This is a genomic window from Microtetraspora malaysiensis (assembly GCF_050947145.1).
GTDB lineage: Bacteria > Actinomycetota > Actinomycetes > Streptosporangiales > Streptosporangiaceae > Microtetraspora_A > Microtetraspora_A malaysiensis.
The window spans coordinates 3,752,067-3,772,074 of the sequence record NZ_CP191998.1 but is presented as its reverse complement, the minus strand read 5'-3'; the positions used below and the strand labels follow the sequence as shown (position 1 = coordinate 3,772,074).

Annotated in this window: 24 protein-coding genes and 1 riboswitch; of the genes, 8 read left to right on the top strand and 16 right to left on the bottom strand. The window is 70.9% G+C overall.

The annotated features are described in order from the left end of the window. Nucleotides 1-145 precede the first annotated feature (145 nt). Both ACQP1V_RS17850 and ACQP1V_RS17845 read left to right on the top strand, forming a co-directional pair. Nucleotides 146-493 carry a hypothetical protein gene (locus tag ACQP1V_RS17850; RefSeq protein ID WP_433424347.1) on the top strand — a complete coding sequence of 116 codons (348 nt, stop codon included), beginning with the start codon at nt 146-148 and terminating at the stop codon, nt 491-493. Between the two features lie 68 nt (nt 494-561). Beyond that, entirely contained in the window at nt 562-987 is a 426-nt protein-coding gene (locus tag ACQP1V_RS17845) for an archease (protein WP_433424344.1), read from the top strand. A gap of 15 nt (nt 988-1,002) precedes the next feature. Here the strand turns inward: ACQP1V_RS17845 and ACQP1V_RS17840 are convergent, their stop codons facing one another. From ACQP1V_RS17840 to thiD, 3 genes are all read right to left on the bottom strand, one after another. Next, nucleotides 1,003-1,917, bottom strand: coding sequence for a GlxA family transcriptional regulator (locus ACQP1V_RS17840; protein WP_433424341.1), 915 nt, complete (start codon nt 1,915-1,917; stop codon nt 1,003-1,005). Next, on the bottom strand, nt 1,914-2,465 hold the full coding sequence (locus tag ACQP1V_RS17835; protein WP_433424338.1) for a cysteine hydrolase family protein: 552 nt from the start codon (nt 2,463-2,465) through the stop codon (nt 1,914-1,916). Before ACQP1V_RS17835 ends, ACQP1V_RS17840 begins: the two co-directional genes overlap by 4 nt. A gap of 140 nt (nt 2,466-2,605) precedes the next feature. Beyond that, nucleotides 2,606-3,409, bottom strand: a complete 804-nt coding sequence (gene thiD, locus ACQP1V_RS17830; protein WP_433424335.1) for a bifunctional hydroxymethylpyrimidine kinase/phosphomethylpyrimidine kinase — start codon at nt 3,407-3,409, stop codon at nt 2,606-2,608. Continuing rightward, nucleotides 3,401-3,495: riboswitch (TPP riboswitch) on the bottom strand. It overlaps the preceding gene by 9 nt. Nucleotides 3,496-3,860: 365 nt before the next feature. Here thiD and ACQP1V_RS17825 point away from each other — a divergent pair. Continuing rightward, nucleotides 3,861-4,055 carry a hypothetical protein gene (locus tag ACQP1V_RS17825; RefSeq protein ID WP_433424332.1) on the top strand — a complete coding sequence of 65 codons (195 nt, stop codon included), beginning with the start codon at nt 3,861-3,863 and terminating at the stop codon, nt 4,053-4,055. 57 nt (nt 4,056-4,112) lie between these two features. Here the strand turns inward: ACQP1V_RS17825 and ACQP1V_RS17820 are convergent, their stop codons facing one another. From ACQP1V_RS17820 to ACQP1V_RS17765, 12 genes are all read right to left on the bottom strand, one after another. Then, complete coding sequence (locus ACQP1V_RS17820) at nt 4,113-4,589, bottom strand: SIS domain-containing protein (RefSeq protein WP_433424329.1); 477 nt, start codon at nt 4,587-4,589, stop codon at nt 4,113-4,115. A 180-nt stretch (nt 4,590-4,769) separates the two neighbouring features. Further along, nucleotides 4,770-5,378: a cadmium resistance transporter gene (locus ACQP1V_RS17815; protein WP_433424326.1), complete on the bottom strand. Its 609-nt coding sequence runs from the start codon at nt 5,376-5,378 to the stop codon at nt 4,770-4,772. A gap of 103 nt (nt 5,379-5,481) precedes the next feature. Next, nucleotides 5,482-5,787 (bottom strand): hypothetical protein, encoded by a 306-nt coding sequence (locus ACQP1V_RS17810; protein WP_433424323.1) that lies wholly within the window; start codon nt 5,785-5,787, stop codon nt 5,482-5,484. Nucleotides 5,788-5,889: 102 nt separating this feature from the next. Then, nucleotides 5,890-7,134 carry an FAD-dependent oxidoreductase gene (locus ACQP1V_RS17805; RefSeq protein WP_433424320.1) on the bottom strand — a complete coding sequence of 415 codons (1,245 nt, stop codon included), beginning with the start codon at nt 7,132-7,134 and terminating at the stop codon, nt 5,890-5,892. After that, complete coding sequence (locus ACQP1V_RS17800; protein ID WP_433424317.1) at nt 7,131-8,015, bottom strand: TetR/AcrR family transcriptional regulator; 885 nt, start codon at nt 8,013-8,015, stop codon at nt 7,131-7,133. Before ACQP1V_RS17800 ends, ACQP1V_RS17805 begins: the two co-directional genes overlap by 4 nt. A gap of 134 nt (nt 8,016-8,149) precedes the next feature. Next, nucleotides 8,150-8,452 (bottom strand): hypothetical protein, encoded by a 303-nt coding sequence (locus ACQP1V_RS17795; protein WP_084259472.1) that lies wholly within the window; start codon nt 8,450-8,452, stop codon nt 8,150-8,152. Nucleotides 8,453-8,691: 239 nt separating this feature from the next. Continuing rightward, on the bottom strand, nt 8,692-8,937 hold the full coding sequence (locus ACQP1V_RS17790) for a type B 50S ribosomal protein L31 (protein WP_433424314.1): 246 nt from the start codon (nt 8,935-8,937) through the stop codon (nt 8,692-8,694). Further along, on the bottom strand, nt 8,934-9,098 hold the full coding sequence (gene rpmG, locus ACQP1V_RS17785; RefSeq protein WP_387410851.1) for a 50S ribosomal protein L33: 165 nt from the start codon (nt 9,096-9,098) through the stop codon (nt 8,934-8,936). Before rpmG ends, ACQP1V_RS17790 begins: the two co-directional genes overlap by 4 nt. An 84-nt stretch (nt 9,099-9,182) precedes the next feature. Further along, entirely contained in the window at nt 9,183-9,308 is a 126-nt protein-coding gene (locus ACQP1V_RS17780) for a hypothetical protein (protein ID WP_433424311.1), read from the bottom strand. 59 nt (nt 9,309-9,367) lie between these two features. Continuing rightward, nucleotides 9,368-11,425, bottom strand: coding sequence for a cellulose binding domain-containing protein (locus ACQP1V_RS17775; RefSeq protein ID WP_433424308.1), 2,058 nt, complete (start codon nt 11,423-11,425; stop codon nt 9,368-9,370). A gap of 146 nt (nt 11,426-11,571) precedes the next feature. After that, nucleotides 11,572-12,693 (bottom strand): hypothetical protein, encoded by a 1,122-nt coding sequence (locus ACQP1V_RS17770; protein ID WP_433424305.1) that lies wholly within the window; start codon nt 12,691-12,693, stop codon nt 11,572-11,574. A gap of 46 nt (nt 12,694-12,739) precedes the next feature. Continuing rightward, entirely contained in the window at nt 12,740-13,834 is a 1,095-nt protein-coding gene (locus ACQP1V_RS17765; RefSeq protein WP_433424302.1) for an SPFH domain-containing protein, read from the bottom strand. 197 nt (nt 13,835-14,031) lie between these two features. On the opposite strand from ACQP1V_RS17765, the gene ACQP1V_RS17760 reads away from it, so the two are divergent. From ACQP1V_RS17760 to ACQP1V_RS17745, 4 genes are read left to right on the top strand one after another with little or no spacing between them, the layout of a single operon-like run. Further along, entirely contained in the window at nt 14,032-14,358 is a 327-nt protein-coding gene (locus ACQP1V_RS17760; protein WP_387410843.1) for a PadR family transcriptional regulator, read from the top strand. Then, nucleotides 14,355-15,239: a hypothetical protein gene (locus tag ACQP1V_RS17755; RefSeq protein ID WP_433424299.1), complete on the top strand. Its 885-nt coding sequence runs from the start codon at nt 14,355-14,357 to the stop codon at nt 15,237-15,239. The genes ACQP1V_RS17760 and ACQP1V_RS17755 overlap by 4 nt, the downstream gene beginning before the upstream one ends. 33 nt (nt 15,240-15,272) lie before the next feature. Then, nucleotides 15,273-16,148, top strand: coding sequence for a hypothetical protein (locus tag ACQP1V_RS17750; protein WP_433424296.1), 876 nt, complete (start codon nt 15,273-15,275; stop codon nt 16,146-16,148). Nucleotides 16,149-16,180: 32 nt separating this feature from the next. Then, a complete protein-coding gene (locus ACQP1V_RS17745) occupies nt 16,181-17,008 on the top strand; it encodes a hypothetical protein (protein ID WP_433424293.1) in 828 nt (275 codons plus the stop codon). A 99-nt stretch (nt 17,009-17,107) separates the two neighbouring features. Here the strand turns inward: ACQP1V_RS17745 and ACQP1V_RS17740 are convergent, their stop codons facing one another. Then, entirely contained in the window at nt 17,108-19,333 is a 2,226-nt protein-coding gene (locus tag ACQP1V_RS17740) for an ATP-binding cassette domain-containing protein (RefSeq protein ID WP_433424290.1), read from the bottom strand. Nucleotides 19,334-19,381: 48 nt separating this feature from the next. Here ACQP1V_RS17740 and ACQP1V_RS17735 point away from each other — a divergent pair, with 48 nt between their 5' ends. Further along, on the top strand, nt 19,382-20,002 hold the full coding sequence (locus ACQP1V_RS17735) for a TetR/AcrR family transcriptional regulator (protein WP_433424287.1): 621 nt from the start codon (nt 19,382-19,384) through the stop codon (nt 20,000-20,002). Nucleotides 20,003-20,008 lie beyond the last annotated feature (6 nt).

Here is a 20,008-nt window from a genome sequence, read left to right as displayed (position 1 = left end):
CACCGAATCAACGCGGCGTATAGTTTGAATTAATGAAATATGGCCCGCCGAACCACTCCCCGCCAAAACGGCCGGGACGCCGAAACCAAAGGGGACGCCAGCGAAAACAGCACACGCACATCGTTCAGAAAAGGTCGTAGAAACAATGAGGAGATACAAGGTCAGAACTTTGATAACGCTGCTACGCCCGGAGGAAGGAGGACTGAAACACGAATTACTCAGCCCCACGCACTCGCTGGTGGTCCACGTACGCCGCCGCGAAGGGACCAAGATCCGTAGCCACCTGTTCGAAACGGCGATCACGACCGACGACGACGAACCGCTGGTCCCCGGTGACAAGGACCGCCTGGTCACCATCCTCGTGACGGACGACCAGGCGAGCGAATATCTCCAGCCTGGTCAGCACTTCGACCTCTGGCCCGAGCATGATGTGGGAGCCGCGTTCGGGAAGAACGTCGGGACCGGCATCGTCTCCCAGCGCGTGTTCGTCTGATCCGTGAAGTCTCGTATCCGCGGATCGGGCCCGACGTGCCGAACGCGGCCGAAGAAGGGGTGGACAGCGTGAGCAGGGGGCACCGGGTGGTCCCCCACACCGCCGGCATCGCGCTGGAGGCGTGGGCGGACGGCCGCGAGGAATGCCTGGCCGAAGCGGCACGGGCACTGGTGGAGACCTTCGCCGACGTCGGCGACGCGGTCCCGGACCACTGCGACACCATCGCCCTGGCCGAGGAGACCGACGAAGAGCTGCTCATCACGCTGCTGGACGAGGTCGTCCGCGAGGTCGAGAGGTCCGGCCGGGTGGCGGTGGACGTGTCGATCGACGAACGAACCGGCGCCACCGAGGGGCAGGTCGAGATGCGATTGGCGACCGTCCCGCTGGAGACGGTCGGCCGCGCCGGCGAGTCACCCGCGCCGATCAGCCGCGAGGGACTGCGGTTCGGCCGCGAGTCCGGGATGTGGCACGCCCACGTCGTGATCGGCCTCTGACCGGGGGAGCCATTGTCAGAAGGGCACTCGGGCGCGGAGACGGCGCAGCATCCGGGCATCTTCGAACCCCACCTCGCGCGCAGCGGTCTCCACCGTCGTGCCACGGCTGACCAGGTGCTCCGCACGTTCCAGTCGCAGCGCCTGCTGGTAGCGCAGCGGGGTGAGCCCGCCGGTGGCGCGGGCGAACAGCCGGGTCAGGGTGCGTTCGCTCACGCCGGCGGAGGTGGCCAGGTGGGCGAGCGGCAGCGGCTCGGCGAACCGCGCGTCGATGAGGTCCTGTACGCGGTGGACGGTGTCGTCCAGGTGGGAGCGGTGCCGCAGCATGGCGCTGGCCTGCGGCTCGTGGCCGTTGCGGCGGGCGTAGACGACCATGGCCCTCGCCACCTGGGCGGCGAGTGCCGGGCCGTGCCTGACGGCCAGCAGGTGCAGCGTCAGGTCGATGCCGCTCGCGATGCCCGCCGAGGTCACCACCCCGTCGTCGGCGGTGAACAGCACGTCCCGCACCACGATCGCCCGGGGATGCCGGGCCGCCAACTCGTCCTGGAGTTCGTGGTGCGTGGTGCAGCGGCGCCCGTTCAGCAGCCCCGCTTGGCCCAGCGCCTCCGCCCCGGCGCAGACGCTCGCGACGGTGCCGCCGGCGGCGTGGTGCGCGCGCACCCGCTCCAGCGCGGCCGGGCTCAGCTCCGGCCCGCCACGCAGTGTGGGCGCCCGCCAGCCCGGCACCACGACCAGATCGTCGGGGCCCAGCTCCGGCCACTCGATGTCCGCGATCAGGGGCAGGCCCTGCGCGGTGCGCACCTGCTCCTGCTCGGCGACGTAACTGAGCTGGTAGGGCTGCCCGAAGTCCGCCGCCGTACTGAAGACCTGGGCCGGCCCGGCCAGATCGAGCAGGTGGACACCGGGCAGCAGGACGAAGACGACACGGCTCACGCCTCGGATGCTCCCAGCTCCGCCTCCAGTTCGGCTACCGTGGCGATCCGGGCGAAGCGGTCGCGGAGGACCGCCTCCGTACGCTCGATGATCGCGTCGGCGCCCAGCTCACCGATCGGGTTCGTCGTGGTGGCGTCGGTGACGAAGACCATCCGGTAGCCGAGGTCACTGCCCACCCGGGTGGTGGTCTCCACACACTGCTCCGTGCGGATCCCGCAGACCAGCAGCTCGCGTACGCCCGCCCCGGTCAGCAGCTGTTGCAGGTTGGTGGTGGTGAAGGCGTTGTGGGACGTCTTGCGCAGCACCGGCTCGCCGGGCTGCGGCTGCTCCAGCTCGTCGAGCAGGCGCACGTGTCCGAGGGCCGGGTCGAACACGTCACCGCTGCCGGGTTCGGCGTGCAGCACCCAGACCACCAGGTCGCCGTTGGCGCGGGCGAGGCGGACCAGCCGGTTGACCGGATCCGCGATCTTCGGGTTGGCGATCTGCTCCCAGAGGGGGCGGGCACGGAAGGACTCCTGGACATCGATCACGATCAGCGCTCGGCTCATGTCCCCTATTCTGACCAGCGCCGATGCCGGTACGGCAGGCCCGATCTGGCCTCGTACCGGAACGATCCGGTCACCGGCGCCCCTCGGCCCATCGCCCCGGCACCGGCTGGCTTCCCAGGTGGGAGGCCAGTCGCCCGGGATCACCAGACGGCGTGGAAGTGGTGGACCGGGCCGCGGCCGTGGCCGACGCCCAGGGTGTCGGCGGCGCGCAGCGCGCCGGTCAGGTACTCCTTGGCCTCGCGAACGGCGGCGAGCCAGTCCGCATGACGCGGCCGCAGCGCCGCGATCGCCGCGGACAGGGTGCAGCCGGTGCCGTGGGTGTTGCGGGTCGCGACGCGCGGCGCGGAGAGCTCGATCGCGCCGTCCCCTTCGCTGAAGACGTCCACGCAGACGTCGCCGTCGAGGTGGCCGCCCTTGAGCAGCACCCGCCGCGCCCCCAGCGCGTGCAGCCGCTTGACCTGCTCGCGCATCTCCTCGACGCCGACTGCCTGGGGCTCGTCCAGCAGGTCCGCGGCCTCGGGCAGGTTCGGCGTGATCAGGTCGACACGGGGCAGGAGCTCCTCGCGCAGCGCGGCCACCGCGTCCTGCGCCAGCAGCCGGTCGCCGCTCTTGGCCACCATCACCGGGTCGAGCACCACATACGGGGGCGAGAACCGGTCCAGCGCCGCGGCCACCGCCCGGACGACCGCGGCCTCCTCCAGCATGCCGATCTTCACCGCGTCCGCCGGGACGTCGGTCAGCAGCGTGTCCAACTGGGACTCGACGAACGCGGCGGGCACCTCGAGGATCTCGCGTACACCGGTGGTCGTCTGCGCGACCAGGCCGGTGATCACCGCCATGCCGTAGCCGCCGAGCGCGGAGAAGGCCTTCAGGTCGGCCTGGATGCCCGCGCCGCCGCTGGGGTCGGTGCCGGCGATCGACAACACCTTGGGGATGGCAGTCAACGATGACGTCCCTTCGCTAGTGCGAACTAGATCAGGTTCGACGGGTGTGATCTCAGCCCGGCTCCCGGGCACCCCGCGTCACGAGCAACCGTAACAGAGCACCGAACGAGGTCGATCTACGACCTCGTCGTCGCCCAGGCCGGACCTGCTCCCGTCGAGCAGACCGGGGAACACAGCGGCCCGCACGTGATCGACGGAAACGTTCGGACCGGACTTCTCGGCCCGCAACGCCGACCAACGACCGCCACCGGCAAAACGCCCTCAAGGCACCCACGATAAAAGCCCGGCGATATTTACCTGGAATAGCAGTTCCCGTTCCCGGTGACTATTGGCGACTGCTTTTCTCCGTCAAATTCGAGAGGCGCTTGACAGCGCGACGGTGCCGCGACGATCATGGACGCCGCTTGCCGGCACTTCATTCAACGCGATACGGCCTGGCCGCGGAACACCAATGCGGCTCGAACCGTGCACCTCGTGGTGTCCCCACCGGCGGACCGTGCTCGACCAGGCCGACCACATCGTCGTCATGGCGCGGGGACGGGTCGAGGCGCAGGGCAGCCTCGCCGAAGTCCTGGAGACCAGCCCCGAGATGCGCATGTTGTGGAGCGGCACGACCGAAGAACGCCAGGGCGACGCGGCGCCATGACCGGGGAGGCGCGCTCCGGCCCAACCCGGCCCGGACGTCCAGGTGAACGGTGCGGTGTCAGTACGCGTGGTCGGCCGTGACGTCGGCCGACAGACGCAGTGCCTGTTCGGCGGTGGCGCCGCGCAGGGAGAGCAGGGTCAGAGTCAGCGCGTCCACGACGGCGAGGTGGGCCAGGCGGCTGGCGACGGTTTCCAGCCCGAAGACGAGGTCCTGCCCGCCGGCGACAAGTGTGACGGTGCTGGTCTCGCTCAGCGGAGAGTGGGCGTAGCTGGTGAGCGCGATGACGCTCGCGCCTCCCTGGCGGGCGCGGCGGGCGGCGTCCACCGTGCTGCGGGTCGCGCCGGTGTGGCTGATGGCCAGGCAGGAGGCGGACGCCGGGAGCTGGCCGGCGGCCAACTGGGCCGTGATCGGGTCAAGCGGGGCGTCCGCGACGGAGCCGAGGGCCCGCAGGCGGTAGGCGGCGTCCGCGGCCACGGCGCCGGACAGCCCGGCTCCGACGACGAGGACGCGGGTCGCCGCGTGCAGGCGCTCCACGGCACGCTGATCTTCCGGGAGCGATTGGGCGTCCTGCGGGTCACCGCCGCCGTCACCGTCCTGACCGGCATCGCCGTACTGGAGCTGGCCCACTGGTGATCGGCCGCGCCGCCCGCGAGGCGGCGGTCTGTTCTGGGCTGAGCACCCCGCCGCAGAGGGGCCGCCGTCAGAACCTCGCGGTCAGAGGATCTTCCCCAGCGCGCCGGACTCCAGCACGATGAACGCCCCGATGGCCATGAACACCAGCGGGACGATCCACTGCCCGTGGCGCTCAATCACCGCAACGACCTTCGTGTGCGAGCCCAGCCAGGCGCCCACCAGGCACCAGACCGCCACCCCTGCCGCGAACACGGCGATGGTCAGAATCGTCGGGCCGACGCCGACGGCGCGGAAGACCGGCGTGTAGACCGAGATGTTGTCGGCGCCGTTCGCGACCGTCACCCCGATCACCGACGCCAGCCCGGACGCCACCGCCGGGGCGGGGCCGTCGCTCCCGTCGGCCCGAGCGCGTAGCGCCCTGACCAACGCCCATATCCCGAGCCCGAAGGGCACCAGGCCCAGCAGGCCGACGTAGTCGTCCGGCACGATGGTCAGCCCCAGCGCGGCCACCACCGACACCAGGACCAACGCCGCGACGCCGAGATACTGGCCGGTCCAGATCTGCCACGTCCTGGGCGCGCCACCGGCCCGCGACGACAGGAACAGGACCGTCAACACGATGATGTCGTCGACGTTCGTACCGGCGAACATCCCCACCGCGGAGGCCAACGTGCCCAAGATTCCATCCACGACCGGCAAAGCTATCGCGTAGTGGCGAACACCCACTTTCGGGACGGAAAGGCCCGGGGCGGCTCGACGGACGCGTCGGCCGGGACGGTGACGACGTGACTGATCAGCCCTCGACCGAGCGGACGCCCTCGTCCGCGCCGCCCGGGATCCCCTCCTGACCGAAGGTGATCATCATGTACCTGCCGTTGGCGTAGCTGACCACCGGCCGGCCGAGCATGTCCCCCACCCTGCGGGCGACCTCCTGGAACACCTCCACCAGCTCCGGGGTGTCGGCGCTCACCCTGAACCGGCCGCCGGCGACGAGGTGCTCGGTGACCAAGGGGGTGAATCCCGCCACGGCTCGGGCCCTCTCGTCCGCGGCGAGTGGGGTACGCCTGAGGGCGACCTGCGTGTCGAGAGGGTGCGCCATCGCTGATCTCCTCGTGATCGTCGGCTCTCCAGGATGCCATCGGAGCCGCGCCGCATGAGCGACAACCGGAGCAAATATCGCTTACGGGCATAACGCGGGGCTTCAGCCGGAACGGCGGGGCTTCCTCGGCGCCCGGCGGGCGAAGACGGGGGCGCGCTCGGGGCGGACGCCCACCCCGATGATGTACGCGGGCACGGCCGACAGAGCCGGCACGGCCGCGAGCAGGGCCAGGAGCAGCTTGGGCGGAGCGAGGGGCCGGTCGTCGAGGACCGGCTCCATCACGCGCCGGTGCAGGAGCCTCTGCAGACCCTGGGTGACGGCGGTGGGCAGGAGGCGCCGGCGGCGCACCGCGTCCAGGTCGCGGCCGGTGACGCGGTGCCGCCTGAGCGGGGCGGCGAGCAGCCGGGCGGCGGCCACGGCGTCCTGGACGGCCAGGTTGATGCCGACGCCGCCGACCGGCGACATGGCGTGGGCGGCGTCCCCGATGCACAGCAGCCCCGCGGTGTGCCAGCGCCGCAGCCGGTTCAGCCGCACGTCCAGGTGCTTGACGTCGTCCATCGACTCCAGAGCGTCGATGGCGCCGTCGAGTTCGGGCGCGACCTCGACGACGTCACGGCGGAACGCCTCGACGCCGCGTGCGCGCAGCGCCGCGTCGCCGCCCTTGTGGCCGAGGTAGGCGATCTGCAGGTAGCCCTCGCGGGGGATCATGGCGATGGCCCTGCCCCGGCCGAAGCGCGGGGTCAGGGACGAGGGGACCGCTCCCTGGACCGGGACCCGGAACCACCAGACGTCGATGCCGACCGGGAACTCCCGCACCCGCAGCCCGGAGTCGCGGCGGGCGAGCGACCAGCGGCCGTCGCAGGCCACGGTCAGGTCGGCGCGCAGCTCGCCGGGTCCGTCCGGGCCGGAGTAGCGGACGCCGGCCACCCTGCCTTTCTCGCGGAGCAGGCCGGTGACCTCGGTGCTCATGCGCAGGGTGAACGCGCGCTCCTCCTGTCCGGCCTGGGCCAGCAGGTTGAGCAGGTCCCACTGCGGGACCATGGCGACGTAGGGGTGGGCGACGCGCAGGCGGCTGAAGTCGCCCAGCGGCACCCGGCGGCCGCCCGGCAGCTCGAAGGCCAGCCGCTCCACCCGGTTGTGCGGCAGCGCGGCGAAGCACTCGCCCAGGCCGAGCTCGTCCAGCAGGGCGAGGGTGCTCGGGTGGACGGTGTCACCGCGGAAGTCGCGCAGGAAGTCGGCGTGCTTCTCCAGCACGGTGACCTCCACTCCGGCCCGGGCCAGTAACAGGCCCAGCACCATCCCGGCGGGCCCTCCGCCGATGATCGCGCACGTGGTGGTCTCACTCATCGAAGCTCCTCTCGATGGAGTAGGGGATGTCCGTCCGCCCCGGCCGGTGGCTCGGGAAGGGCGACGGCACGCAGGAACGTCTCGGCGAACACCTCGCAGGCCTCCTCCACACTGGGCAGCACCACGCCGGGCACGCGCTCGCCGACCGGGCGCAGCAGGAAGTGGAGCACCAGCGGGCCGGCCATCTGGTGGATGAGCAGCAGGAGCGGCAGGTCGCGGACGCGGCCGGCGGCCACCTCGGCGGCAAGCCACCGCCCGAGCCCGCCGAGCAGGCGCGGCGCGAAGTGCCGGGCCAGGATGTCCGTGCCCTCGTCGTTCGGCCTGGCCAGGGCCTGGGCGAGAACGGCCGGCAGCACCCGGGGCGGGCGGGCGAGCCCGTCGGCCAGCAGGCGGTAGACCCGGCGGACCGTCTCGGCCAGGTCCGCCGGCGGCCCGGACAGCGTCTCCTCCAGGTCCAGGATCGGGCTGTAGCGGTCGAAGACGGCGCGCAGCAGCTCGTCCCGGCCGCCGAAGGTCGCGTACAGGCTGTGCACCGAGCACTGGGCGGAGGCGGCGACCGCCTCCAGGGTGGCCGCGGCCAGGCCCTGCTCGCCGATCAGGTGCGCCGCGGCCTCGACGGCGCGGTCGCGCACCGGCCGCTGCCCGCCGGGATCCACCCCGGCGGCGCGCACCGCCTCGTCCAGCGCCTGGCGGGTGCCGCCCAGCCGGCGCAGCAGCGTGCTGCGTGAGATCCCGGCTTCCTGGGCGATCGCGAGTATCGGTACGTCGGCCACGTCCCGGTTCAGCCGGGCGGCGGCGCGGAGCGCGGCCCGGACCAGCTCGGAGGGGACCTCCGCACGGTTGGCGTCCTGCAGGCGGTCGAATTCATCTTTCGGTGACACATCTTTAAGCGTATGCCTTAATAGAGTTTCATCAAGGGGGGAATTCTGCCCGGCCACGCGTGGACAGGATCAGATGCCGCAGGCGGTCGCGGACCGGATCGCCACGTCGGCGAGGCCTGCCGGGGCGAACGGGGTCAGTGGTCGTCCCAGTGCCCGTTGTGGCCGGCATGGCGGTGACCGTCATGGACGTAGTCCACGTGGTCACCGTGCGGGACGGCCACGTGTCCGCACCCCGGCCCATGCTGGTGATCGTGATCGCCGTGCGGCACGTGGCCCGGCGGCTCGCACTCGTCGACGTGGCCCTCGTGCACCCGGTGCATGCAGCCGTCGTGGACGTAGTCCACGTGGTCACCGTGCGGGACGGCGACATGCCCGCAACCGGCGCCGTGGACATGGTCGTGATTCCGATGCTGATGGTGCTCGGCAGATGTGGTCATTGGCCCCCACCCCACTGCTCGATCATGGCGGCGGTGCTCCCGCGGCCGGTCAGCGAACCCGTACCCGTGAGTCGTTCACGGGCAACGCCGTTTCTCCTCAGAAGCACACAGAGCACGTAAAACCCGCCAAATAGCGGCAACCGGGCCACCCGGCACGGGTTCGCACCCGCCCGGGCGACCCGGTGCGCCGCCGTCTCACCGAGGCGTGCCGTGCCCCCCGCCGGTAGGCGCGGCGGACATCAACTCCTCCCGTAGCGCTGGTTGAACCGCTCGACACGGCCGGCCGCGTCCAGGACGCGGTTACGGCCGGTGTAGAAGGGATGGCTCGCGGAGGAGACGTCCACGTCGACCACCGGGTAGGTGTTGCCGTCGGTCCACTCGATGGTCTTGTCGCCGATGATCGTGGAACGGCTGAGGAACGCATAGTCCGCGCCCGGGTCCCGGAAGACGACGGGGCGGTAGTCGGGGTGGATGCTCTTCTTCATCGTTCCTCCCGGAACTCCACGTGCAGACGGATGGTCGGGTCGTACTTGCGGAGCGCGAGCCGGTCCGGGTCGTTGCGCCGGTTCTTCGTGGTCACGTACGTGTAGCCGGTCCCGGCGGTCGAGCGGAGCTTGATCACCGGACGGAGTTCGTTCCTGGCCAATTCGGATCCTTTCTGATCGTCAGACCGCACAACGATAACGATAACCGTTTTTATTCCACCTACATCGTCCATGGCCTCTGGCCGTCAGTCCAGTGGGCAGACGTGGGTGGTCAGCGGGCCGCCGTTCCAGGTCGCCGCGTCGTGCGGGGCCGCCATGAGGTCCAGCTCTCCTCCGTCGGCGTCCGCGTACGCGCGGTGCAGGTTCGGCACCAGCCGCTCGGCGTCCGCGTGGCCGGGGACGTCCGTGGAGGATGTCCCCGGACGACGCGCTACCGGGTCGCGCAGACGGTTCCGTTGAGGGTGAAGACGGCGGGGAGGACGTTCGGGCCGCTGTAGTTGCCGACGAAGCCGATCGTGGTCGACGCGCCGGTGGCGAGCGAGCCGTTGCCGGGTTCGTTGACGGCCTTCACCTCGGAGCCGCTCTCCGTCCAGACGGCGCCCCAGCCGCTGCCCAGGCTCTGCCACGTCCGGGGCCAGCGGAAATGCAGGGTCCAACCGTTGATCGGGGCGCCGTTGTTGGTGATCTCGACGGCGCCGACGTAGCCGTTGCCCCAGTCGGACTGGTCGGTCAGCCGCACGGCGCAGGAGCTGGTGGCGGGCGTGCCGGTCGTGAACGTCACCGGCGGCGAGGCCCACGAGACGCCGCCGCCGCTGTCCCGCGCGATGACGTTGACCGTGTAGCGCGTGCCCGCCGTGAGGTTGCGCGCGGTGAAGGAGGTGCCGGAGGTCTCGCCGAGCTGCTCCGCGACCGCTCCGTTGTTGCGGTAGACCTCGTACTTCGCGATCGGACGCGGGCCGGCGGAGGCGGCCGGCCAGGAGATCGCGGCGGTCGTGTCCGTCACGTTCGAGACCGCCGGCTGTCCCGGCGTGCCGGGCGGCCCGGTCTGGGCCGAGGCGGGAGTCACGACGATCGTGGTCATGGACAGCGGCGGCAGCGTCCGGCCGGTCGCACTCCCCGAGGTCGAGCGGGTGATGTCGGTGGCGCCGTTGGTGTGGGTCAGCACGGTGGGCGCGCCGGAGGCCGGGACGAAGCCGGAGTAGCCGATCGTGACCGGGTACGACATGTCGGACGAGGTGTTGATCAGCAGGACCGCCAGGGAGCCGTCGGCGCGGCGGACGGCGTGCGCGCTGACCTTCGCCTGGTCGGTGGCGGCCTGGACGAACCGGTCGCCGGGCCGGGCGAACGCGCTCATCATCCGCAGCGCGTAATACGGGGCGAAGGGCGTGTTAGCCGGCGGCTCGCAAACGCTGCCGTCGGAGGCGCAGGCCGCCGACGACAGCAGGCCGAAGTCGCCGTAGTCGGTGTGCCCGGCGACCTGCGTGACCGCGCCGATGCCGTTGTGCACGTTCCACCAGTCCACGGTGAACACGCCGTTCGCGAGCAGCGTCGCGTACGCGTCGGCGGCGGCGAGCGCGCCGGGCTGGGTGTTCGTGCCGTTGCTGCTGCTCCCGGTGTTGAACTCGGTCATCGCGATGCCGATCCGCTCCGCCCCGGACCCCGCGTACGCGGCGATCTGCCGGCGGGTGAGATCGATCATGTCGGGGACGTGGGCGGCCTTGTCGAGGGCGCCGGGGTACCAGTGCAGGATCACGAAGTCGATCTTCGGTCCGGCGAGCGACAGGACGACCTTGTTCCAGGTCCCGTCGTCGCCGTCGGCGGTCAGCCCGTCGGGCCAGTTGGCCGGCGTGGTCAGCACCGCGCCGACCTTGATGGTCGGGTCGACCGCCTTCATCGCGTCCGCGTAGGCGACGACGGTGCGGGCGTACTCGGCGGGGCTCTTGTCGGCGTGGTCGTCCGCCTCCCAGGCGGAGCCGTAGTGGCCGTTGCCGTAGTTCTCGTTGCCGATCTCCCAGTACTTGACGCCGTATCCCTTGGTGACGTTGGCGGAACGGACCCAGGCGGCGGCCTCCTCGGCGGTGCCGGTGCCGTAGTTGGCGGTCACCATCGCCTGCGCCCCGGTGCGCCGCGCGCCGCTCATGAAGGTGTCGAAGTCGGTGCCGGGGGCGACGTAGCCGCCGGGGGCGGTGTGGTCGGCCCAGTGGTAGATGTCGGAGTACGAGCCGCCGGGATAGCGCAGCAGCTTCACGCCCGCGTCCTTGAGCAGGTCCGCGGTCTCGTCGGTGCCGAGCCGGCTGTCCCAGATCGCGTGGTTGGCGCCGATACCGGTCTCGGGGACGGCGGCGAGCGCGGCGCGGGCGTCCACGGTCACCACGACCGGGGTGACCTCGTCGGCGTGCGCGGCGGGGATGTTCAGGGCGGCCAGCGTGAGCAGGACCGCGGACGCGAATCGTAACGGGGTTCTCGTGATCAAAGGGGTTTTCGGCATCGGCGCACCTCGTCATGGACAGCGGCATTCACTCGACGCCCCCTCCTGACCAGGCGGCACCATGATCCTGTGGGCTCGCGCGACGCGCGTCAACCGCCGGTGAAAGTTTCAGCCCGCGGCCCGCCGTCGGCCCCCGCCGAGGGCGGTCATTGCCCGCGAGCGCCGGCGTTGACGACGAGCAGGGCGATGAGGGCGACGACCGCCACGCCCGCGAGGACGGCGGCGATGATCCGCGCGGCGCTGTACGGCCGCTGCCCGATGACCTCGCCGGTGCTGGCGTTCACCATCACCTGCCAGGTCTTGCCGCCGTGTACGTAGCCGAGGAACCAGACCGGCAGCAGCACCAGCTTGTAGGTGAGGTCCGAGTACCGGGTGGCGACCGAGCTCACCCGCTGCTCGTCACCGCCGATGTCGTGCCGGCAGTCGGACTCGATGGCCTGGGCCATGCGCCGCTTGGCCGCTTCCAGACCGTCCTCCGGCTCGATGTCGTAGCGCACGGTCTGGAAGCCCGCCAGGTACCGCTCCTCGTAGGGCACCGCCCGGTCCAGGAGCCACGGGGTGAGCTTGTCCAGCCGCTCGGAGGCGACCCGGCTCGTTCCGGGGACGAGCACGTCGTCGAAGTCGCGCGACACCCTGCCGGCGGCGTTCGACCAGCGGGTCCGCCGCACCTGCCGGGTCTCGGTGCGGGTCGAGCCGTTCTCCGTGACGGTGTAGGTCTCAGTCACCCAGTAGTGGACGCCCCGCCGGCCGGTGTAGTCGGAGACCGTGCGGGCGTCGTACGTCCAGTACGGCAGGTAACTCCCCTTGAAGGTCTCCGCCTCGGACACCTTCTTCAGGCTGGAGGGGGCGAACCAGCGGGAGGACGTCCACGTGCGCAGCGCGTCGCGGGCGCCGGCCCGGTCGATGCCGAAGGGGAGGATCGCCTCGGGCACGATCCGCTCGGTGGACGCCGCGTCGGCCACGAGAGGCGCGCCGCAGAACTGGCACCGCTCGGACAGCGTGTCGCTCTCCGTGCGCGCGCCGCATCCCGGGCAGGCGAACAGGCGCGCCGCACCGGCGACCCCCCTCGGCTTGGGCGGCATCCGGGCCAGCTCGGCGTAGTCGTGCTCCCGGACGGGCCGCCCGGCCGGCGCGATCGGGTGCTCCCGCCCGCAGTACGGGCAGCGCATGGACCCGGTGCCCGGGGCGTACTCCAGCCCGGCGCCGCAGGACTGGCAGGCGCAGGAGCGGGACCCGGGCTCGGCGCCGGCGACATTGGGATCGGACACGACCGGTCCTCCGGAAAGACGGGCAGGGGGAAGGGGGACCCGGCGCTCACGCCGGCGGCAGCGGCGGCGGGACGCTGGACATCAGCGGAGCCAGCTCGCGGACCTGGTCGGCCGGCGTCCAGGCGGCCATGCCCGCGTGCCACACCAGGCTGGCGCGGGTCAGCTCACCGCTCCGGACGAGACCGGGCAGCGCGTCCGCGTCGTAGGGGCCCTGCTGCCGGCCGTTCACCGCGACGTACCACTGCTCCTGCGACGGCAGCGGCGGCGGGCCGCCCGCCGCGTCGGCCGGAGCCGCCTGCGGGGCCAGGCCGGCGGCGAGGCGCTGCCCGACGGCCATCCCCATGCCCAGACCGATGCCCTCGCCGGCGCCGCCGGGGTTGCGGGCGGCGTCGCCGATCGCATTCGCGGTCTGGAACCGGGTGTACCGGTCGAGGTCGCCCACGACGCCCATCTTGGTGCGCGTGTCTACCGCCGCCTCGACCTCCGGCGGCAGGGAGATGTTCTCGATGATGAACGTGGGCACCGCGACGCCGACGGGGGCCAGTTCGTCGCTGAGGACGGCCGCGAGGCGCGCGCCGAGCGCGTCCTGGTGCGCCGCCAGGTCGAGGACGGGGATGTTCGCGGTGGCCAGCGCGTTCGCCAGCCGTCCCACGATCAGCTGGCGCAGGTACTCGCGCACTTCCTCGGTGCGGAACCGCGGGTCGGTTCCGGCCAGCTCGCGCAGGAGCGCGGCGGCGTCCGTGATCCGGGTCGCGAACGTGCCGAACGCCCGCAGCCGGACCATGCCGAACTCCGCGTCGCGGACGATGATCGGGTTCTGCGTGCCCCACTTCATGTCCGTGAACAGGCGGGTGTTCACGAAGTAGACCTCGGCCTTGAACGGCGAGTGGAAGCCGTACTTCCAGCCCTTCAGCGTGGCCAGCAGCGGGAGGTTCTGCGTCTCCAGGACGTACGTGCCGGGGGTGAACACGTCGGCGATGCGGCCCTCGTTGACGAAGACGGCGGTCTGGGACTCCCGGACCACCAGCCGGGCGCCCATCTTGATCTCGTTCTCGTAGCGCGGGAAGCGCCAGACGATCGTGTCCCTGCTGTCGTCCGTCCACTCGACGATGTCGACGAACTCACCGCGGATGCGGTCCATCAAGCCCACGTTTCCCCCGCCGTCCTGTTACTCCCCGTACGTCAGTGCCGGGCGGCCCGTGCGCGACACCGCCGACGACGATAACAAGTCACGAAATCAACCGACAGACACATACCTAACGGACGGACCCCTGGTTTTTCGTCATCTCCGGCGCCATGCCGAGATCGGCGATCATCATCCGTGTTATGTTCTGCGGCATGCCCAGGGGGACCGACGAAGTCAGCGAGCCCATGTATTACGTGCTCACCGCGCTGCTCGACGGACCCCTGCACGGTCACGCGATCATGAAGATCGTCGGTGAGCTCTCGGGCGGCCGGGTGAAGCCGTCCGTCGGCACCCTCTACGGCATCCTGGAGCGCCTCGGCGACCGGGGCCTCATCACGGTGGACCGGGAGGAGAAGGTCAACGGCCGCGACCGGCGTTACTTCCGCATCTCCGACTCGGGTCAATCCGCGGTGGAGGCGGAGGCGCGGCGGATGCACGAGGCCGCCGCTCTGGTGATGAAGCGCACCAGCTTCGCATGACGCCGCTCGAACGCCGTTACCGGCTGCTGCTGCGCGCCTATCCGCCCGCCTATCGCGCCGCCCACGGCACGGAGCTCGTCGGCGTCCTGCTCGACTGCGCCGCGCCGGACCGCACGACCCCGGAGCTCAGGGAGGCGACCGGCCTGCTCACCGGCGGCCTGCGCGAGCGGGTGCGGCACGCGGCGCGCGGGAGCGCCTGGCGGGACGGCCTGCACCTGGGCGCCACCGCGGTGATGGCCATGCAGCTCGCGGCGATGCTGCCCTATGCCGGGTCGCTGCCGTTGTGGGTGGTGCTGTCCGCGCTGGCGCTGCTCGCCGCCGTCCGCGGCCGGGTACGTCTCGCGCTCCCCCTCGTACTGCTCACCGGCGCCAAGGCGGTGGCGATCGCGAGCGGGCAGCAGCTCGTCGAGCTGACCATGCTGCCGGTCTATCCGAGTTTCCTCACGACCGAGCCGATGTTCGTGGCGAGCGCTCCGGCGACCGTCGCGGTCGGCTATGGACTCGTCTGCTGCTGCCTGCTGGCCCTCTCCGTCGGGGAGGCGCCGCGCACCAGGTCCTGGTGGTGGTGGGCCGCCGTGCCGTTCGCCGCCTGGGCGGGGCCGCAGTGGATGGCCTTGGAGACGCCCATCCCGATCAGCCTCAGCCGGATGGCCCTGGAGGTGACCGTGCTCGGTCTGGCCGTCTGGGCGGCGCGGGTGGCCGGCGATCCCCGGTGGGCGCTCGCGGCCGCGCTGTACCTGCTGGTCGTCTCCGACCAGCTCGGCGAGCATTTCGCCGTCCTGACGCGGCAGCATCTGGCCTACTGGGGACTGCTGGCGCTGCTGACCGCGCTGGCGGCCTTCGTCCCGCACAGCGGGCGGCGTCGCGTCCTTCTCGATTGACCATGCTACGTTCAACGAAGTATGTTCCTCCGCATGCCCAGAAGATCATTTCTACCCCTGGCCGCTCTCGCACTGCTCGCCGGATGCGGCACCGGCACCACCGCGACACCTTCGGCCGCCTCCTCACCCGCACAGGACAAGGCCCACACGGTCCAGGCGATCAAGGCGGACTGCATGAAGGGGAAGGGCTTTCGCTACGTCCCGTGGGTACGTCCGGCGTTCGCCCGGTCGGCCGAGGATGAAAAACTCGCATCCGGCGACTACGAGGCGGAGAAAGCCCATCGCTCGAAGTACGGCTTCAACGTCGCCCCCCTTCTCGTCTACCGCCCAGGACAGGAGACGTCGAAAGCCGACAACCGAGCCGTCGATCCCAATTACGCCACCAAGAGAGACCTGTCACCCGCGCAGCAGCAGGCCTACGACACGACCGCGGAGACCTGCGAGGCCCAGGCGATCAAGCAGGTCACCGGCAAGGTCGTGAAGTCCGCCTACGACTGGTACATCCAGGCAAACGTGATGATCAGCCGACGCCTGAAGCGCGATCTCGACGGCGACCCCGAGCTCGCCGAACTCGCCTCGGACATGGCCGACTGCATGGCGGCCAAGGGCTACCGAGTGTCCGGCACCACGCCGACGGCCGTCTCCGCCTGGGGCGAGACCACGTTCAGGAAAGAGATGCACGAGCTGGCCCAGAAGGAGGACAAGAGCATCCCCGCCTTCGATCCGGAGAAACAGACGGCCTACCTGCCGCACCTCACCCCCGCCGAGGCGCGACGCCTGCTGGACAGGGAGATCAAAGCGGCTCTCGACGACCTTGAATGCGGCAAGCGGTTCTATCCGGCCTTCCGCCCCAAGAGCAACGAGGTGACACAGCAGGTCGACGCGGAGTTCGGCCTGTTGCGGGATTGACCATACTACGTTCAACGGAGTATGGTCTCCGCATGCCCAGAAGATCATTCCTGCCTCTGGCCGTTCTCACGCTGCTCGCCGGATGCAGCACCGGAACCGCCGCGTCGCCCTCGGCCGCCCCCTCACCCGCGCAGGACAAGGCCCACGCGTTCCAGGCGGTCAAGGCGGACTGCATGAAGACGAAAGGCTTCCGATACGTCGCGCACGTGGACCGGCCGGAGATCAGCGAGCAGGACACGAAGCCTTTCGACTACGCGACGGAGAAGGCCGAGCGCGCGAAGCGCGGCCTCGGCATCGTGAGTTCGTACCTCGACAACCGCGCGAACCCGGACGAGGGGGATGATCCCAATCTCGCCATCGTCACGAAGCTGTCGCCCGCGCAGTTCAGCGCCTACAAGAAGGCCCTGGAGAGCTGCGACGTCCAGGCGGTCAGGCAGGTCACCGGCAAGAACGTGACGTCTTGGTCGGACTGGTACGGCCAGGCCGACGAAACGCTCCGACGACTCTGGAAACGGGAGCTCGACGGCGACCCGAAGCTCGTCGAACTCGCCTCGGCCATGGGCGACTGCCTCACCGGCAAGGGCTACCGGGTGACCTCCACCAACCCGGTGGCCATGAACGAGTGGGTCCTGCAGATGGCCCAGAGCAATCTCCGGGGAAACCAGAAGACGATGACCTCCAACGGGGACGGCGGCGCCTTCAGGCCGCCCGACCTTTCCCCGGACGAGGCGCGGCGCCGCCTGAGCAAGGAGATCAAGCTGGCCCTCGACGACCTCGAATGCGGCAAGGGGTTCTACCCCGCCTACCGGCCCAAGAGCACGGAACTGGAGCGGCAGGTCAACGAAGACTTCGGCATCTGAGATCGCCCCGGCGGCTCTCACCGGTACGGCTCCAGGTGGAGAACGCGCTCAGACAGCCCGACCGGCGTGCCCTGGGCCGGCGGCGGCACGAGGCCCGCGCTACGACGACGCGGGGCGCCGGTGCGGGCCGTCGAGCGACTTCGCGAGATATTTGGCGGTATAGGTGGACGCGCGGGCCAGCTCCGCCGGGACGCCCTCGAAGATCACCTCGCCGCCGTTCCGGCCGGCCTCCGGGCCCATGTCGATGACCCAGTCGGCTTGCTTGACCACGTCGAGGTCGTGCTCCACCGCGATGACCGTGTTGCCCTCGTCCACCAGCCGGTCCAGCAGCGCCAGCAGGGTTTCGACGTCGGCCATGTGCAGCCCCGTGGTCGGCTCGTCGAACACGTACACCTTGCCGCGCTCGCGCAGCCGGTGCGCCAGCTTGAGCCGCTGCCGCTCCCCGCCCGACAGCGTGCTGAGGGGCTGCCCGAGCGTCAGGTAGCCCAGCCCCAGCTCGCCCAGCCTGCCGACGCCCGGCAGGTCGAACTCCCGGGCCGCCTCGTCGGCCGTCATGGCGAGCACGTCCGCGATCGTCCGGCCGCCCACCGTGTACGACAGCGCCTCGGCGCTGTACCGGCTGCCCCCGCAGACGTCGCACACCCGCGTGACCGGGTCCATGAACGCCAGGTCGGTCTTGATCTCGCCGCGCCCCTTGCACGCCGGGCACGCGCCGGTCGAGTTGAAGCTGAACATCCCCGGCTCCACGCGGTTGACCTCGGCGAACAACTTGCGCAGCGCGTCCATGGCGTTGAGGTAGGTCGCCGGCGTCGAGCGGGGCGAGGCGGCGATGGCCGACTGGTCGATGACGATCGTGTCCGGGTGCCGGGCGACCAGCTCGCGCCGCATCAGGGTGCTCTTGCCGGACCCGGCCACGCCGGTGACGGCGGTGAGCACGCCGAGCGGCACCCGTACCGTGACGTTCTTGAGGTTGTGCGCATCGGCGTCCGCGACGGTCAGCCAGCCGGTCGGCTCGCGTACCGGCTCCTTGATCACGGTCGTCCGGCGCAGCATGCGGCCGGTCGGTGTGTCGGCGGCGGTCAGCCCGGCCACCGTGCCCTCGAACACCACACGCCCGCCGTCGGCGCCCGCGCCCGGCCCCAGGTCCACCACATGGTCGGCCAGCCCGATCATGTGCCGGTCGTGCTCGACGACCAGCACGGTGTTGCCCTTGTCGCGCAGCTCCACCAGGAGGTCGGCCAGCCGGTGCACGTCGCGCGGGTGCAGGCCCACGCTCGGCTCGTCGAAGATGTACGTCATGCCGGTCAGGCTGCTGCCCAGGTTGCGTACGGTCTTGAGCCGCTGGGCCTCGCCGCCCGACAGCGTGGGCGTCTCGCGGTCGAGGCTGAGATAGCCGAGGCCGATGGCGTCGATCCTGCGCAACGACTCCACGGCCGCCTCGGCGGCGGGGTCGGCCAGCCCCTCCAGCACGCCGATGAGGTCGGTGACCTCCATCGCGGCGTAGTCGGCGAGGTTGTGCCCGTCGATCCTGGACGCCAGCGCCGCCGCGTTGAGCCTGGTCCCGCCGCACAGCGGGCAGGTGCGCTCGCGCACCATCGGCCGGGCCTCCGGGTCGACCTCCTCGCGGGCGCGCTTGAGGTAGAGCCGGTCGAAGCGGAGCGCCACACCCTCGTAGGTGTTCTGGTACCTGCCCCGCTGGACCTTGAAGCCGCTGCCGTGCAGCAGGAGCTTGCGCTCCTCGTCGGTGAAGTCCCGCAGCGGCTTGTCCGGGTCGAACAGGCCGGACTCCGCGTAGATCTGCCAGGCGGCGCTGCCGATCGGGTGCAGGGCCAGCGCGCCCTGGTTGAGCGACAGGTCGGGGTCGATCAGCCTGTCGAGGTCCAGCTCGATCTTCCGGCCCAGGCCGTCGCACTCCGGGCACATGCCCTGCGGGTCGTTGAACGAGTACGCCGTCGTGGGGCCTGCCGACGGCTCGCCCCGGCGTGAGAACAGCACCCGCAGGACGGCGTGGACCTCCGTCATCGTCCCCACCGTCGAGCGCGCGCCACCCCCGACCGGCTTCTGGTCCACCACTACGGCGGCGGTCAGGTTCGCCATGCGCTCGGCGCGCGGCCGCTCGTGCTTGGGCAGCCGGTGCCGCAGGAACGCGCTGAACGTCTCGTTGAGCTGGCGCTGCGACTCCACCGCGATCGTGCCGAAGACGATCGACGACTTGCCCGAACCGGACACGCCGGTGAAGACCGTGATGCGTTCCTTCGGCAGCCGCAGCGAGACGTTCTTCAGGTTGTTCTGCCGCAGGCCGCTGAGCATGATGTCGCGCGACACGCTATCCCCCATAGGTATGGCTACTGGCATTAGCCTAAGCTATATCCCATGGCTGACATTCCCGACCGCAGATCGCGCCGCCGGAACGAGACCAAGGCCGAGATCCTCGCCATCGCCCTGGACGTGATGGCGGAGGAAGGCGTCGCGGGACTGAGTCTGGCCACCGTGGCCCGGCGGCTCGGCGTCCGGCCGCCGTCCCTGTACAAGTACTTCTCGTCCCGGCACGCCGTGTACGACGCGCTGTTCAAGAAGGGGCAGGAGGGCTACTTGGACGCGGCGCTCCGGGCCGCCGAGCCGTACGAGCCCGGCCTGGCCGCCATGGGCGCCTCCCTGGAGGCCGGCGCCCGGTGGATCATGGCCAACCAGGTCCTCGCCCAGCTGCTGTTCTGGCGGCCGGTGCCCGGCTTCACGCCGTCACCGGAGGCGTACGCGCCGGCCCTGGCCACGCACGAGCACTTCACGGCGTTGATCCGCGGCGCCGTGGAGCGGGGCGAGCTGCACCCGGACGCCGCGGGCGAGGAGGGCCTCGACCTGGCCGCCAGCCTGATCGCCGGGGTCGTCTCCCAGCAGCTCGGCAACCAGCCCGGCGTCACGTACGAGGAGGGCCGCTTCACCCGGCTCGTCCCGCGGCTCACCCGGATCTTCGCCGCCGCGTACCCGCCCCGCTGATCCGCC

Bases quoted from the DNA above. Each gene is read 5' to 3' on its own strand.
- ACQP1V_RS17850 (WP_433424347.1), top strand. From the start codon at position 146: ATGAGGAGATACAAGGTCAGAACTTTGATAACGCTGCTACGCCCGGAG.
- ACQP1V_RS17835 (WP_433424338.1), bottom strand. From the start codon at position 2,465: ATGAGCCGAGCGCTGATCGTGATCGATGTCCAGGAGTCCTTCCGTGCC.
- ACQP1V_RS17825 (WP_433424332.1), top strand. From the start codon at position 3,861: ATGCGGCTCGAACCGTGCACCTCGTGGTGTCCCCACCGGCGGACCGTG.
- ACQP1V_RS17810 (WP_433424323.1), bottom strand. From the start codon at position 5,787: ATGGCGCACCCTCTCGACACGCAGGTCGCCCTCAGGCGTACCCCACTC.
- ACQP1V_RS17805 (WP_433424320.1), bottom strand. From the start codon at position 7,134: ATGAGTGAGACCACCACGTGCGCGATCATCGGCGGAGGGCCCGCCGGG.
- ACQP1V_RS17795 (WP_084259472.1), bottom strand. From the start codon at position 8,452: ATGACCACATCTGCCGAGCACCATCAGCATCGGAATCACGACCATGTC.
- ACQP1V_RS17790 (WP_433424314.1), bottom strand. From the start codon at position 8,937: ATGAAGAAGAGCATCCACCCCGACTACCGCCCCGTCGTCTTCCGGGAC.
- ACQP1V_RS17775 (WP_433424308.1), bottom strand. From the start codon at position 11,425: ATGCCGAAAACCCCTTTGATCACGAGAACCCCGTTACGATTCGCGTCC.
- ACQP1V_RS17765 (WP_433424302.1), bottom strand. From the start codon at position 13,834: ATGGACCGCATCCGCGGTGAGTTCGTCGACATCGTCGAGTGGACGGAC.
- ACQP1V_RS17760 (WP_387410843.1), top strand. From the start codon at position 14,032: ATGCCCAGGGGGACCGACGAAGTCAGCGAGCCCATGTATTACGTGCTC.
- ACQP1V_RS17755 (WP_433424299.1), top strand. From the start codon at position 14,355: ATGACGCCGCTCGAACGCCGTTACCGGCTGCTGCTGCGCGCCTATCCG.
- ACQP1V_RS17750 (WP_433424296.1), top strand. From the start codon at position 15,273: ATGCCCAGAAGATCATTTCTACCCCTGGCCGCTCTCGCACTGCTCGCC.
- ACQP1V_RS17745 (WP_433424293.1), top strand. From the start codon at position 16,181: ATGCCCAGAAGATCATTCCTGCCTCTGGCCGTTCTCACGCTGCTCGCC.
- ACQP1V_RS17735 (WP_433424287.1), top strand. From the start codon at position 19,382: ATGGCTGACATTCCCGACCGCAGATCGCGCCGCCGGAACGAGACCAAG.